Origin of the sequence: Novosphingobium sp. fls2-241-R2A-195 (assembly GCF_030209485.1) — a bacterium.
Classification (GTDB): Bacteria; Pseudomonadota; Alphaproteobacteria; order Sphingomonadales; family Sphingomonadaceae; genus Novosphingobium; species Novosphingobium resinovorum.
Window position 1 is genome coordinate 1 of sequence record NZ_JARVRY010000017.1, and the last position, 14,172, is coordinate 14,172.

Sequence of the window (14,172 nt, forward strand, 5' to 3'; positions counted from 1 at the left end):
ACGGTGGCCACCCTCTCAGGGAAACCTTCCTACACCACCCCGCGGGACACGACCCTTAGATGCACTGGCCATATAGACCGCAGCCAACTTCGAACGACACTGGAAAGATCAGTAATAGGTAAAGGGCGACGGCTAAAACCACCGTCCACCGCTGAGGTCGAAGCAGCAAGAGAAACGCAATCAAAATTGCGAAACCAAAAACCGAGGACTTTAAGAACTCGTCACCTCGCGGAAGCTGACCTTTTTCTCCTTCAAGGATGATAGCGAATATCACAACGGAGCATGCCATTGCGGCAATAGACGAGATTAGGCCGAGGAAATTTCTCACCCAAACCTGCTGTACAGTAATGGCTATTCGTTTCATTCCACAATCATAGACAGTAGCGCTAAGGCCGCAATGGGGCGTGTCCGGTCAGACCGCTTTCCTACACACGGCGTCGTCCGATACTCTGCGCACCATGCCCACCAACGCGCCAAGGTTACACCACAAGGTTACACATCACCCTCACAAGGTGACAGATCTCTCATCAAAAGTGTCACCTTACCCCCGCAAGGTGACACATTCAGGCCCCAAGGTGACACCTTTTGCCCCTGGACCGTGTCAACCGTGTAAACCCTGTCACCTTGCTGCCTCAGGCCGCCGCGATCTCCACCAGATCGGCGCCGTATTCGACGAGGTCATTTGCCAACGGACGTACCGCGCTGACCACGCCGGCAGCAGTACTGACCACCTCGGTCTTGCGGCCCAGCACATCGAGGCGGGCAACCACATCGCCAACCTGCACCGCGTCTCCGGCCGCGCAGCACGGCTCGAACAAACCGAGGTGCGGCGCCTGCGCGACGCCCGCGATCGTGGCCGCAGTGACGGCCTCCGCCGCGCCGACCTCCAGCGCCAGCAGCGGGTTCGCGCCGCCCTCCGGCCGGGCGAGGAACAGCGACCAGTCGGCCGAGCGAAAGTACAAGTCCTTCAGCGGCGAGCGCTCGAACTGCAGCAGCATCGCGCGGATATCGTGAATGGGCGAGGTCATCGGCTCAGTCCTCCAGTGCGACCAGAAGGGCCGGGAGCACCGGCTCGGTTATCATGCGTGTAATCCCCGCGCGCCGGGCGATGCGCGCGATCTCGGCATTGGCAAGGCCGCTGCCGCGCGCCGCGGCGTGGCCCGCCAGCGCGCTCGCCAGCTGTTCGTGGGTGCCTTCGGCCAGCAGCAGATCGACGTCCACCGCATCGGCGGAGGCGGCGTCCCCGGGGCGCAGCACTTCGATCGGGCAGCGCTCGCGCGCCCAGCCGATGAGGCGGGAGAGGCGCTCGTCCTCGTCCTCGCGCGGCACCTGCGTTGCGAGTGCGCCTGCGAAGACCTTGCCGCTGGCGCCGTCGACAGTGACCACCTGCCCCGCCAGCGCCAGTGCGCCGCTGCCGGTGCCGACCACGCAGGGCCGCCCCAGCGCCCGGCTGACGACGGCGGCGTGCGAGGTGGAGCCGCCCTGCTCGGTCACGACGGCGCGCGCGGCGATCATGCCGTGGACATCATCGGGACTGGTGGTGGCGCGCACCAGGATCACCGCTTCCCCGGCGGCGGCGCGGCGTTCGGCCTCGTCGGAATCGGCGACCAGCACGCCCGTCGCGACGCCGGGGCATGCGCCCTCGCCTTGCGCCACCACCTGTGCGCCCTCGGCGGCGTGGGGGGCGAGGCGCGGCAGCAGCAGTGTCGAGACCTGCTCGGCGCTGACGCGGGAGAGCGCGGTGGCGGCGTCGATCCGCCCCTCGCCCACCATGTCCACCGCGATCCGCACCGCAGCCTCCGGGGCGCGCTTGGCCGAGCGGGATTGCAGCAGGTACAGCCTGCCCGACTGCACAGTGAACTCGATGTCCTGCACGTCGCCGTTCTCGCGCTCCAGCATGTCGCTGGCGGCAAGCAGCGCGGTGTGCGCCTCGGGCACATGCGCCTGCATAGCCCCCAGCGACAGCGGGGTGAACTTGCCCGAAACCACGTCCTCGCCCTGCGCGCGCGGCAGGTATTCGCCATAAGGTGCGGGGTCGCCCTGCAGCGGATTGCGGCTGAACAGGACGCCGGTGCCGCTCAGGTCATCGAGGTTGCCGAAGACCATCGCCTGCACCGTCACCGCCGTGCCCATGTCATGCGGGATGCCGTTGTGTTCGCGGTAACGCCGGGCGCGGCGGGTGTTCCAGCTGTCGAACACCGCCCGAACCGCGCCGAGAAGCTGGTCGTGCACCGCGCCTGGAACCTCGCCGATCGCCGCGCGCCACTGCGTCGGGCTTTCGGCAGCCTCCAGTTCGACCGGCTGCTTGAGCACGATCGCGCTGTAGAGTTCGAGGAACCGCCGATGCGTATCGCGGGCGAAGGCGGGCAAGCCCGTCTCGGCCGCCAGCGCCGCCTCGCCGTCATCGTCGATGCCGAGGTTGAGCACGGTGTCCATCATTCCAGGCATCGAGATCGCCGCGCCCGATCGGATCGAGAGCAGCAGCCGCTTCTCACCCGCGCCGAAACTGCGGCCGGTGCGGCGTTGCAGCCAATCGAGCCCGGCGGCGATCTCCGCCTCTAGCCCCTCGGGCATTTCGCCGCGCTCCAGATAAGCGAGGCAGGCCTTTGTCGTGATGACGAAGGCGGGCGGCACATCGAGGCCGAGCGCGGCCATGCGCGCCACCGACCATGCCTTGCCGCCGATGAGCGCGCGGTCGGGCAGTTCGGCACCGTCGAGCAGGAGAGTCCAGTCGGCCATCGTCATTCCTCCCGCTCGCGGCCCATGGTCCGCAGCAGTTCCTCGTGCAGTTCGAACCAGACGGTATGGTAGCTGTCGCGCCGGATATCGCTGACCCATTCGGGGTCGCCGTCCTCGGCCGCTTCCAGCGCGGCGAGCAGCTTGTCGGCGTAGTATTGCAGGCGCGGCAGGCGGCCCGCCAGCTTGGCGAGGATCGGCTCAGCCTGTTCGTGCAGGGCGCCGAGGCGGTCGATCACCGCTTCGTCGTGGGCCTTGTCGCTGTGGTCGTTGGCCACCTTGGCGCCACCGATGTCGAGCGTCTGCCAATCGGTGATGATCTGCTTGAGGGTGCGGTTAATCCGCTCGAAACCTTCGTAGGCGCCGACGAACGCCGCATCCTCGCGAACACCTGCAAAGTGGCGCGCATACCGTGCGGTGAGCGCCACGCCCGCCAGCGGCGTCAGCGCATAAGCCCCCCGCGCCTCGATCACGCGGCCGGTGGCGACGGCCTGATCGATCACCGCCTGCGCCGTGGCTTCGGGAAGCCCCGCCAGGTGGGCGATGGCGGGCAGCGGCGCATGGCGCTTGATCGCCGTCGCATGGAGCACCAGGTCGCGCTCGGTCATGGTCGTCGCCATCACGCCGCCTCCCCGATCACCCAGACGCGCGCGACGCGCTCGACGCCCTTTTGATAGTCCTCGGTGGTCTTGGCCGGGGCGGATACTTCCACCGAGATGCGATCGCCCTCGCGGATGCCCGCCACTTTGGCGTTCATCAGGCAGGGGATGTTGTACTCGCGCGTCAGGATGCCGAGGTGCGAGCGGACCGAGCCCCCGGCGCAGACCACACCCGCGAACTGGTCGATGATCGGCGCGGTCAAGGTGCCGCCCGAATCGTCGATGATGGCGATGGCGCCGGTGGGGACGCCGCTGGACAGCAGTTCCATGACCCGTTCGTTCGAGCGCACGTAGAGCGCCTGGCCGACGATGTCGCTGGGATAGCGCACGACGTTGTCGCCAAGCCCCCGCAGGGCCTTGCCGTCATCGTCCGCATCGCCGCTGGGCGCCTCGGGATGGGCGAAGCCGGTATTGGCTTCCGAAGCGGTGCCATCGGGCTTGTGCGCGTCGGGCCGCTCGGTGACGGAGACGCGTGCGGACCAGTCGAATCGGTGGCCGCTGGCGAGGATGCGGGCCTCGACGGACTCGATGTCTTCACGCGTGACGAGGTCGTCGGCGGCGGTCAGCGCGAAGGCGTCCCAGTCCAGCGCCGATTCGCCGAAACGCGCGCGGATGCGTTCGCGCACAAGGTCCAGCACGGCTTCCACCAGCGGCGTCGCCGGCGGACCTGCGTGCAGCACGTCGTCGATAGGCAATTTAACGGAGCCCACGGTCCCTCCCAATCCTCTTTGTTGCGCACAGGGATGCCGCATGCCGATCACCCTGTCAACATGATTGGATGAAATCGTCGGACGATCTTGACCGCGCGCGCAGGCTGTCGTAGCCCTCGGTCGGGAATGATCGGGAGGATATGGATGACTGAAACCCCACCGCGCGTATTGCTCGTCAACGACGACGGCATCGACGCGCCCGGCCTTGTGCTGCTGGAGAAGATCGTACGCCGGTTCACCGACGACGTGTGGGTCGTGGCGCCGGACGACGAACGTTCGGGTGCGGGGCACTCGTTCTCGACCACGCTGCCGATTCGCGTGAAGCAGCGCGACGAGCGGCACTTCGCGGTGAAGGGCACGCCGACCGACTGCGCGCTTCTGGCGATATACGAGCTGATCGAGGGTAAGCGGCCTGACATCCTGATCTCGGGCATCAATCGCGGCCCAAATCTGGCGGAGGACATCACCTATTCCGGCACGGCGGCGGCGGCGATGGAGGGGGCCTTGCTGGGCATTCCGGCGATCGCGCTCAGCCAGTGCTTCCGCCCGCCGAACCCGGTGCCTTGGGACAATGCCGAGCGTTTCGCCGGTGACGTGATCGAGAAGCTGCTGCGCTTCGACTGGACGCCGGGGCTGTTCGTGAACGTCAACTTCCCGGAATGCCCGGCCGACGAAGTGACCGGCATTCGGGTGACGACGCAAGGGCAGCGGCCGCCGGGCGCGTTCATCCCGGAACGGCGCGTCGATGCGCGACACTTCCCGTATTACTGGGTGAAGATCGCTCTCCCGGCGGGCGGCCATGCTCCGGGCAACGACCTGCAGGCGATGCTGGACCGGGAGATCTCGATCACGCCGATGCAGCTCGACATGACGGCGCATGCGGCGAAATCGGGGCTTGAGGCGCTGTTTGCCTGAGAGGGGACTCGGCGATCCGGGAGCAGCGTTACGCCGCCCTGGATTGCCGCGGCCCTTCGGGCCTCGCGATGACGATGGTGGGGCTGAAGCTCTCGTGTTCTCTCTCTCATTTCGTCATTGCGAGCGTAGCGAAGCAATCCAGGGCAGTCTTGAGCCGCCCTGGATTGCTTCGCTATGCTCGCAATGACGGAGGAAACACTCAATCCCGCGCGAGGATCGTCACCGCCGACATGCCGTCCTCGACACCGTAGAACCCGCCGGAATTCTCCGCCACGGCCACGCGCGCACCTTCAACTTGTCGCTTGCCGGCCTGCCCGCGCAGCTGCGTGACGAGTTCGTGGATCTGCCCCAGCCCAGTCGCTGCCAGCGGATGCCCCTTCGATACCAGCCCGCCCGAGACATTCACCGGAACCCGGCCGCCCAATGCCGTCTCCCCGCGCTCGGCGGCGAGCCCGGCCTCTCCCGGTGCGCACAGGCGGAGCGCTTCGGTCTGGATCATCTCGCCGATCGAACTGGCGTCATGGACTTCGGCGAGGTCCACGTCCTGCGGGCCGACCCCAGCGCGCTCGTAAGCCAGCGCCGCGACCTTGCGGGTGACGTGGTTCGCATAGTCGTCCGGCGCGCGGTCGCTGCCGGTGCGGTTTTCTGCTGCCAGCACGCGGATCGGCGTGCCCGAAAAGCGCTTCGCGAAATCCGCCGAGCAGACGATCGCCGCCGCCGCGCCGTCGCTGATCGGGGCGCACATCGGGTTGGTCAGCGGCCAGGCGACTTGCGGCGCGGCAAGGATTTCCGCGACGCTCATCGCCTCGCGGTACTGCGCCAGCGGGTTGAACTGCGAGTGCCGGTGATCCTTGGCGGCCACCGCCGCGATCTGGGCCTGCGTCGATCCGTAAGTGCCCATGTGCAGGCGCGCCTGCGCGGCATAGGCTTCCATCAGCACATTGGGACTGGCCGCGACCTTATCCGCCGGGACGGGGGCGAGGAGGTCGCGGGTGCGCTCGATATAGGCGGCCGCCTCCACCATGTCGCGCGGCTGCTGGAATACGGCGAAGCGCTTGGCACGGTCGTCGCTGTAGAGCTTCTCCACGCCGACGACGAGTGCCACTTCGGCAAGGCCCGCCTTCACGTAGTCGACTGCAAGGTGCAGGCCCACCGTGGAGCTGGCGCAGGCCTGCTCGACATGGAACCCGCGCACACCGGAGATGCCGAGCGGGCGCAGCGCGTACTCGCCGGGGATGGACATCTCGCCCGCGAAGAAACCCTGAATGACGTTGGCGTAGACCGCCATGTCGATCGCCGCGCCGTCCAGCCCGGCATCCTCCAGTGCCAGACGCACCGCGGCTTGCGTGAGCTGTTCGTGGCTCTTGTCCAGATGGCGGCCGAAAGGCGTCATGCCGACGCCGAGGATCACCACGTCGCGCATCAGATCGCCCTTCCCGCCGCCTGCCAGTGGCGCTTGCGCAGTTCGGCGCGCAGCACCTTGCCCGCGTTGGAGCGTGGCAGCGCGGCCATCACTTCCACCCGCTTGGGCGTCTTGACCGGGCCTAGCCTCTCGCGCGCCTCTGTCAGCAACCGCTCCAGATCGATGGTGCAGCCGCCGCGCGGCTCGACGACGGCGACGACGGCCTCGCCCCACTTGTCGTCAGGCACCCCGATCACGGCGCAGTCCTGCACTTGCGGATCGGCCATGAGCGCCTGCTCGACTTCGGCCGGGTAGACGTTGAAGCCGCCGGAGATGATCATGTCTTTCTTGCGGTCCACCACGTAGAACCAGCCTTGATCGTCGCGCAGGCCGATGTCGCCGGTATGGTGCCAGCCGTGGGCAGAGACTTCGGCGGTCGCCTCCGGGTTCTTGTAGTAGCCCTGCATCACCAGCGGCCCGCGCACGACGATCTCGCCGCGCTCTCCGGGCCCGAGAATGCGACCGTCGTCATCCATGATCTCGACGATGGACAGCAGGTTCGCGCGTCCGCAGGAGCCGGGATGCGCGAGGTTGCCGGCATCGTCCAGATGTTCATGCGGCGGCATCGCGGTGACGCACATCGGCGCCTCGGTCTGGCCGAAGCTGGCGTTCATCACCGGGCCCAGCAGCGCGATGGCCTCCTTCAGCCGGTCGAGCGACATCGGCGCCCCGGCGTAGGAGATATATTCGAGGCTGGAGAAATCGGCGGTCTGCGCGGACGGCTCCGCCAGCAGCATGTAGATCGCGGTCGGGGGCAGGAACATGTAGGTGACGCGGTGGCGCGCGATAGCCGCCACCACTTCGGCCGCATCGAAGCGCGGCAGCACCACCACCGTCCCGCCCAGCGCCATGCTGGCCAGCGCCAGCGGCCCCGCCGCATGGGTCATCGGCGCGGCGACGAGGTTCACCGGCGGGCGCTTCATCGGCATCGAGGCGGCGAGGCTGGACACCAGCGCCTGCCAGTTGCCGTTCGACAGCATCACGCCCTTGGAGCGTCCGGTAGTGCCGCCGGTATTGGCGAGGAAGCCCAGTTCCTCTGCCGCGCCCGAACGACGCTGGGGGACGGGTTCGTCGCTCTCCACCAGCATGTCGCCGAGGAAACAGTCGGCTTCCGGGAACGCCCGGTCGAGCGCGATGAAGCGGCGGATGTTGGGGCAGGCCTCGCGGAAATGCGCGACCCGGTCCGCCACTTCGGAATGGACGAAAAGCGTGTCCACATCGAGCAGGTCGAGCAGGTAGGCGTTCTCGTCCAGCGAGGCGCGGTTGTTGGCCATCACCCACACGCCGTCGGCGCGCAGGATGCCCAGGATCGCCTCGAAGGCGCGGACGCTGTTGCCGCTCAGTACCGCCGCGTGACCGCCCGCCGGGAAGCCGTCGGCGATCAGGGCCCGGGCGATGGCATCGCTGCGCGCCCTGACCTCGCCATACGTACTGACCGTATCGCCTTCGATCATGCAGGCCCGGTCGGCGCCCATGCGCGCGCCGCGGTCGAAAAAGTCGATCATCCGCATCCGCGCGTTCCCGTTCGTCAGCGCCGCATCGAGAGTTCGAGCTGGCTGGAGCGCAGTTGCACCAACGGCAGGTTCGCCACCTTCATCAGCCGCGCCACCTGATCCAGTTCGGGCGAGGATAGCGTCGGATAGTCCCGGCGCGGGGCGCCCGAGAGGCGCATGCGGTCGATGTCGGCGGACGGCACCAGTGCGCGCAGCAGTAGTTCGTCGTCATCCCCGCCGGTGCCGTGGCGGCGATGCAGTTCCTCGCGGTCGGGCTGTTCGGGCGGGCTGGCGAGGATTTCCTTGGCGCGCGGTTTCGACAGGATGCGGTCCAGCACATCGGCGTCGATCGGCGCGACGGGCTCGCCATAGAAACCGGCTGCGTACTGGATCACTTCGTCCGGCACCACCGAGTAGCGCTTGCCCGTCACGATGTTGAGCACTGCCAACGTGCCGACCAGCTGCGCGAACGGCGTCGCCATGCCGGGATAGCCCAGCTCGCGGCGCACGCGCGCGACCTCCTCCAGCACGTCGGGCAGGCGATCGAGCATGTTCTGCTGCACCAGCTGCGCGCGCAGGGTGCCCATCATGCCGCCCGGGATCTGGTGCTTGAGCGAGGTGACGTCGTACTCGAAATGCTGGTTCACCAGGAACCCGGCCGCTTTGCCGACCTTCTCGAAGTGATCGGCCACCGGCTTGAACAGCGACGTGTCGAGGTTATGGGTATGGCCCAGCATCTCGACATTGCGGGCCATGATCTCGACCGAGGGGATCGAGGGACCGTTGGCCATCGGGCGCACGGCGGTGTGGATCGTCGTCACCCCGAACTCGATCGCGTCGATATAGGACTTGGCCGACTGGCCGAGCATGTTGTTGGCATGCATCTCGATCGGCTTGCCGCGCGCCTTGGCCTTGATCGCGGGGACCAGCGTGGAAATCCGGTCTCGATCGAGCACGCCGCCGGTGTCGTAGAGCAGCAGGCTGTCCACCTCGTCCAGCGCCGAAAGCTTGTCCGCCTTGTCCGCGTAATAGGCATCGTCGTGGACCGGGGAGAGCGTGAACAGCATCGTGCCCGCCACCTGGCACTGGTGCCGCTTGGCGATGCGCGCGAGGCGGTGCATCTTGTCGATGTTGAACAGCACGTCATAGAGCCAGAAGCTGCGGATTCCGTGCGCGCAGAGGCGATCGACCCAGATGTCCATCAGCGCATCGGGCGTGAAGCCGAAAGTCACCGACCCGTTGGAGCGGCACCCGGCGCGCAAGGGCGTGTCCGGCATCGCCTTCACCAGCAGGTCGAGGCCCGCCCAGGGGTCTTCCTGGCAATGCCGGATCAGCACTTCGAACAGCGAGGAACCGGCCAGGCTGATGATCTGGTAGCCGGTCTTGTCGATCAGCGGCGCCACCGGCAGGGCCATGCCCGCCTGCATGCGCATGCCCCACAGGCTCTGCTGGCCGTCGCGCAGGGTTTCGTCGAGGAACTGGATATGCGCCATGGGGATTACTCCGCTGCCATGCGCTGCGCGGTGAACAGGTCCTGTTCCAGCCAGCGGGTGTGAATGGTGTTCGACCGGAATTGCTCGTCGCGAAGGATCTCGCGGTGGAGCGGGATGGTGGTGGGCACGCCCTCGACCTCGAAGGCGTCGAGCGCGCCGATCATGCGGTCGATCGCGGCGTCGCGGGTGGCGGCGTGGACGATCAGCTTGCCGATCATGCTGTCGTAGAATGGCGGGATGCTTGCGCCTTCACGCATGTGGCTGTCGAGGCGGATGCCCTCGCCCTCGGGCGGGCGCCAGCGGGTGACGGTGCCGGGCACCGGCACGAAATCGCGCGCGGTGTCCTCGGCATTGATGCGGCATTCGATGGCGTGGCCGGTGAGCACGACATCCTGCTGGCGCACCGACAGGCCCTTGCCCGCCGCGACGCGCAGCTGCTCCTGCACCAGATCGCGGCCGGTCACCATCTCGCTGACCGGATGCTCCACCTGGATGCGGGCGTTGACCTCGATGAAGTAAATCTCCTCGCGCATCACGTCGTAGAGGAACTCGCACGTCCCGGCGTTGCGGTAGTTGACGCTCTTCGCGAGGTTCACCGCCGCTTCGTGCAGCTGCGCGCGCAGGCCATCGGGCATCGCCACGCAGGGCGCTTCCTCCACCACCTTCTGATAGCGGCGCTGGACCGAGCAGTCGCGCTCGCCGAAGTGGATCACTTCGCCCTGCCCGTCGCCCATGAGCTGGACTTCGACGTGGCGCGCCTCGGGCACGAAGCGTTCCATGAACAGCGTGCCGTCGTTGAAGGCGGCAAGCGCCTCAGCGCTGGCGCGGTGATATCCGGCTTCGACTTCGGACGGGCTGTTGACGATGACCATGCCGCGCCCGCCGCCGCCCGCGGCCGCTTTCAGCAGCACGGGATAGCCGATCTCCCCGGCGATCCGGCGGGCATCGGCGGCAGAGGCGATCTCGCCGCTGCCGGGCACCAGCGGTACGCCTGCGGCAGCGGCCATCTCTCGCGCGCGCAATTTGTCGCCCAGCGCTTCGATCATGTCCGCTTCGGGGCCGACGAAAGTGATGCCGTGCTCCTTGCAGAGCCGTGCCAGTTCGGCGCGTTCGGACAGGAAGCCGTATCCGGGATGGAGCGCGTCACACCCGCTGGCCTTGGCGGCCTGCACCACCAGTTTCGCGTCGAGATAGCTTTTAGCCGCAGGTCCGGGGCCAAGCACCAGCGCTCGGTCGGCCAGCCTTGCGGTCACGCTGTCGCGGTCGGCATCGGAGACGCCGATCACGGTTTCCAGGTTCAGCCCCTGCGCGGCGCGAAGCACGCGAAGGGCGATTTCCCCCCGGTTGGCGATGAAGAGGCGGGACAGGGCCATGGCGCTATTCCGGCCGGATCACGAAGAGCGGCTGCCCGGCCGAAACCAGATCGCCGTCGCTGGCGAGCACTTCCAGAACGGTGCCAGCGGCCCCGGCGCGCACGGCGGTGAACAGCTTCATCACCTCGACCAGACAGACTTCGGTTTCGGCGGAAACATGGCCGCCCACCTCGACATAGTTGGTCGCACCGGGCTTGGGCGCGCGGTAGAAGGTGCCGAGGTATGGCGCCGTCACGAGGACCGCGCCGTCCGGCACTGCAGGCGCTCCCGCCGGTGCCGCCACGGCAGCTGCAGGCGCGGCGGCCTTTGAGGCAGGCACAGCGCTGGCAACGGGCGCGGCGACCGAGACACGCGGGGCGTCCAGCCCGGAGGCATCCGCATCCTGCGAGAGATAGACCTCCAGTTCGCCGCAGCGGGCGTGCAGTTCGCGAAGGCCCGACTGCTTGAACTCCGCAATCAGCAGTTCCAGTTCGGGCAGCGAGGTTTCGTCAGGGTCTTTGCCGCTCATGCGCGCGCACTCCGAATGGCTTCGACATCGTCACGGCTGAGGCCCACGCCCCGGCCCGCCAGCGGCGAGCCTTCCTGTTCAAGCCGGTAGAGCGCCTGAACCTGTGCATCGTCGGGGTGGAATTTGGCCGTGGTGTCGCAGATGAAACGATACTCGGGCGCCATTTGCGCGGGTTGCAGCGCCCTTGCGCGGGCGTTGTACTCGGCCAGCGGCAGGCGTCCGGCGGTGGTAGTGTAAAGGTCCTGCTTCGGCGGGAGGTGCGAGACGCCCGGCCCGATCGGCGCCAGCTTGCCGCCCTCTCGTTGCAGCACCGAATAGGGGATCTGCGAGATGTAGCGCACCGGGTTGTTGTTATGCTGCATCATCGCATAGCGATTGAGCTGCTGGCTCGGCAGCGAGACGAGGCCCACCATCTCGCCCAGGAAATCGCGGCCGAACTCGTCGTTGAACAGGCTGCGGAACCGGTCCGCGCGCGGGTCGATCGTCATCCAGTCGTTCACGTCGTAGACGCCCGCGATATGCGCGATCTCCTTGATGAGCGAGAAGTAGACGAGCGCGCCCGCATCCATCATCTCGTCGCGCGACCAGGTGGCCGTGCGCTTCCACAGTTCGACGGTGGCCTTGCGGATGCGGTCGGTCAGATCCTCGAAGGTGGCGGCCAGTTCCTCGGCCGAACCCATGCCGACCGGGATGTAGCCGCCCGACAGCGCATCGGAGGTATAGAGGCCCACGCCGGTCAGCTTGTCGGCGGTGAATTCGGGGCGGGATTCGAAGCTGCCCCAGTCGTCCATCAGGTAGAACTGGCAGCCGGTGGCCTCCATCGTCACCGTCAGGTTGCTGAAGGGGATGTCGCCCGCCACGCCGTCGAGCCAGGGATAGTCGCCCTCGGCCAGATCGGTGAAGTCGCGGATGATCATCTCGCGGTCTTCGGCAAGGCGATAGGGCCCGGAATTGTTCAGCGCACAGCGGCTCTCGCACGAGACGAGAAAGCCGTACTGCGACACCGTCGCCAGGAACGCCTGCGCCGCATGACCGAGCCGGTCGCCGGGCTTGCAGGGCAGCAGTTCGGAATGGAAGCGCTGCACCCGGCGCTCGGGCAGGTGCTGCACGCGCTGGCCGAATTCGCGGGCGTTGAGGTGCCCGTCCTCGCGCTGCTGCGCCAGCTTGAAGCGGCGCCAGAAGTCCATGACATAAGCCACATCCTCCGCCGCATCCTCGGGCGCGAGCATGCCGAAGTTGATGAGGATCTCGCGGCCCAGCAGGTAGAAGGTCGGCAGCGCCCAGCCCGGCAGGTTGCCCAGCTTGCCGCCGATCAGGCGCGAGCGGTCGCCCACCTCCTCGGCCGGCATCACCGCCTCCACCTTCCGCAGCAATTCCGGGTAGCGGTAGAAGCAGCAGAGGTACGAAAGCAGCATGTACGACGGCACGGGAAACAGCTTCGATTCCTGCACGGTGCGCGTCACACAGAGCCAATAGGTATCATCACCTATGGTCTGGATAGCGTTGTTGGCCTCCAGCAAGCGAACGTAGTCGGTCATCATCCCCTGCCCTTGTCTTTGTTGCGAACCTTGTGGACTACAGCTTCGTGGTCTGTCAATATCGTCCTACGATTTTGATCGATAGAATTTGCCGTAGACGGCCGGACACATCGGGAGAGTACCAGAAATGCCGCAGAGATCGCCGTTCTCCACCACCCCTCGTACCGACTGGACCCGCGAGGAAATCGCGGCGCTGTTCGACCTGCCGTTCACTGAGCTGGTCTTCCGCGCCGCCGAAGTTCACCGCGCCAGCCACAAGGCGGACGAAGTGCAGCTTTCCACGCTGCTCTCGATCAAGACCGGCGGGTGCGTGGAAGATTGCGGGTACTGCTCGCAGTCGGTTTCGGCCAACAGCGGCGTCAAGGCGACCAAGCTGATGGAGGTGCAGCAGGTGCTCCAGCGCGCGGCGCAGGCGGCGGATCAGGGTTCGACCCGCTTCTGCATGGGCGCGGCCTGGCGCAACCCCAAGGACCGCGACATGCCCGCCATCATCGAGATGGTGAAGGGCGTGCGCGCAATGGGCATGGAAACCTGCATGACGCTGGGCATGCTGACGCCAAGCCAAGCCGACATGCTGAGCGACGCGGGCCTCGACTACTACAACCACAACATCGACACGAGCCCTGAACGCTACGATCAGGTCATCACCACGCGCACGATGGACGACCGCCTCGATACGCTGTCGAACGTGCGCATGGCAGGCATCAACGTGTGCTCGGGCGGCATCGTCGGCATGGGCGAGACGCGGGCCGACCGCGTGGGCTTCGTCCACACGCTTGCCACGCTGCCCGAGCACCCGCAGTCGGTGCCGGTCAACGCGCTGGTGCCGGTAAAGGGCACTGTGCTCGGCGACATGCTGGCCGATACGCCGCTTGCCAAGATCGACGACGTGGAGTTCGTGCGCACCGTGGCGGTCGCACGCATTACCATGCCGGGCTCAATGGTTCGCCTATCGGCCGGGCGCGAGTCGATGTCGGAGATGACGCAGGCGATGTGCTTCATGGCCGGCGCGAACTCGATATTCACCGGCGACAAGCTGCTCACCGCGCCCAACGCGGGCGACGACAGCGACCTGGCGATGTTCGCTCGCCTCGGCCTCAAGCCGATGGCCATCGAACTGACGCCCGCGCAAGTCGAAGCCCAGCGCATGCCCAAGGGCTGCGCCAAGCTGGAAGCTACGGAGTAGGCCCGCCTGCGCTTCTGGCGTAGCGCAAGGCCCACCCCGCTGCGACTAAGGCCTGCGGCCTAAGTCTCGCTCCCCCTCCCGCTCGCGGGAGGGCCGGAA

12 protein-coding genes are annotated in these 14,172 nt (G+C 67.0%); 2 read left to right on the forward strand and 10 right to left on the reverse strand.

The window, feature by feature from the left end; all coding sequences use genetic code 11:
* Positions 1-632: 632 nt before the first annotated feature.
* The 4 genes from QRN25_RS13500 to QRN25_RS13515 are packed head-to-tail and all read right to left on the reverse strand — an operon-like array spanning position 633 to position 4,105.
* Positions 633-1,028 (reverse strand): biotin/lipoyl-containing protein, encoded by a 396-nt coding sequence (locus QRN25_RS13500; protein ID WP_285019870.1) that lies wholly within the window; start codon positions 1,026-1,028, stop codon positions 633-635.
* 4 nt (positions 1,029-1,032) lie between these two features.
* The gene (locus QRN25_RS13505) at positions 1,033-2,739 is read right to left on the reverse strand and encodes a pyruvate, phosphate dikinase (RefSeq protein WP_285019871.1); all 1,707 of its coding nucleotides are present in this window, start codon (positions 2,737-2,739) and stop codon (positions 1,033-1,035) included.
* A gap of 2 nt (positions 2,740-2,741) precedes the next feature.
* Positions 2,742-3,344, reverse strand: coding sequence for a hypothetical protein (locus QRN25_RS13510; RefSeq protein WP_285019872.1), 603 nt, complete (start codon positions 3,342-3,344; stop codon positions 2,742-2,744).
* A gap of 11 nt (positions 3,345-3,355) precedes the next feature.
* On the reverse strand, positions 3,356-4,105 hold the full coding sequence (locus QRN25_RS13515) for a PEP-utilizing enzyme (protein ID WP_285019873.1): 750 nt from the start codon (positions 4,103-4,105) through the stop codon (positions 3,356-3,358).
* A gap of 144 nt (positions 4,106-4,249) precedes the next feature.
* Between QRN25_RS13515 and surE the strand changes: the two genes are divergently transcribed.
* On the forward strand, positions 4,250-5,020 hold the full coding sequence (gene surE, locus QRN25_RS13520) for a 5'/3'-nucleotidase SurE (RefSeq protein WP_285019874.1): 771 nt from the start codon (positions 4,250-4,252) through the stop codon (positions 5,018-5,020).
* Between the two features lie 199 nt (positions 5,021-5,219).
* Here surE and QRN25_RS13525 read toward each other — a convergent pair whose 3' ends face one another.
* Genes QRN25_RS13525 through QRN25_RS13550 form a run of 6 tightly spaced genes read right to left on the reverse strand, consistent with a single transcriptional unit; the run spans position 5,220 to position 12,887 of the window.
* Positions 5,220-6,443, reverse strand: a complete 1,224-nt coding sequence (locus QRN25_RS13525) for a thiolase family protein (RefSeq protein ID WP_285019875.1) — start codon at positions 6,441-6,443, stop codon at positions 5,220-5,222.
* Positions 6,443-7,987, reverse strand: coding sequence for a class I adenylate-forming enzyme family protein (locus QRN25_RS13530; protein WP_285019876.1), 1,545 nt, complete (start codon positions 7,985-7,987; stop codon positions 6,443-6,445). Before QRN25_RS13530 ends, QRN25_RS13525 begins: the two co-directional genes overlap by 1 nt.
* A gap of 23 nt (positions 7,988-8,010) precedes the next feature.
* Positions 8,011-9,468 carry a pyruvate carboxylase gene (locus tag QRN25_RS13535; protein WP_285019877.1) on the reverse strand — a complete coding sequence of 486 codons (1,458 nt, stop codon included), beginning with the start codon at positions 9,466-9,468 and terminating at the stop codon, positions 8,011-8,013.
* A gap of 5 nt (positions 9,469-9,473) precedes the next feature.
* Positions 9,474-10,841, reverse strand: a complete 1,368-nt coding sequence (locus tag QRN25_RS13540) for an acetyl-CoA carboxylase biotin carboxylase subunit (protein WP_285019878.1) — start codon at positions 10,839-10,841, stop codon at positions 9,474-9,476.
* Positions 10,842-10,845: 4 nt separating this feature from the next.
* Positions 10,846-11,349, reverse strand: coding sequence for an acetyl-CoA carboxylase biotin carboxyl carrier protein (accB, locus tag QRN25_RS13545; RefSeq protein ID WP_285019879.1), 504 nt, complete (start codon positions 11,347-11,349; stop codon positions 10,846-10,848).
* The gene (locus QRN25_RS13550; RefSeq protein WP_285019880.1) at positions 11,346-12,887 is read right to left on the reverse strand and encodes a hypothetical protein; all 1,542 of its coding nucleotides are present in this window, start codon (positions 12,885-12,887) and stop codon (positions 11,346-11,348) included. Before QRN25_RS13550 ends, accB begins: the two co-directional genes overlap by 4 nt.
* Before the next feature lie 127 nt (positions 12,888-13,014).
* Here QRN25_RS13550 and bioB point away from each other — a divergent pair, with 127 nt between their 5' ends.
* Positions 13,015-14,073: a biotin synthase BioB gene (gene bioB, locus QRN25_RS13555; RefSeq protein ID WP_285019881.1), complete on the forward strand. Its 1,059-nt coding sequence runs from the start codon at positions 13,015-13,017 to the stop codon at positions 14,071-14,073.
* The last annotated feature ends 99 nt before the right edge of the window (positions 14,074-14,172 follow it).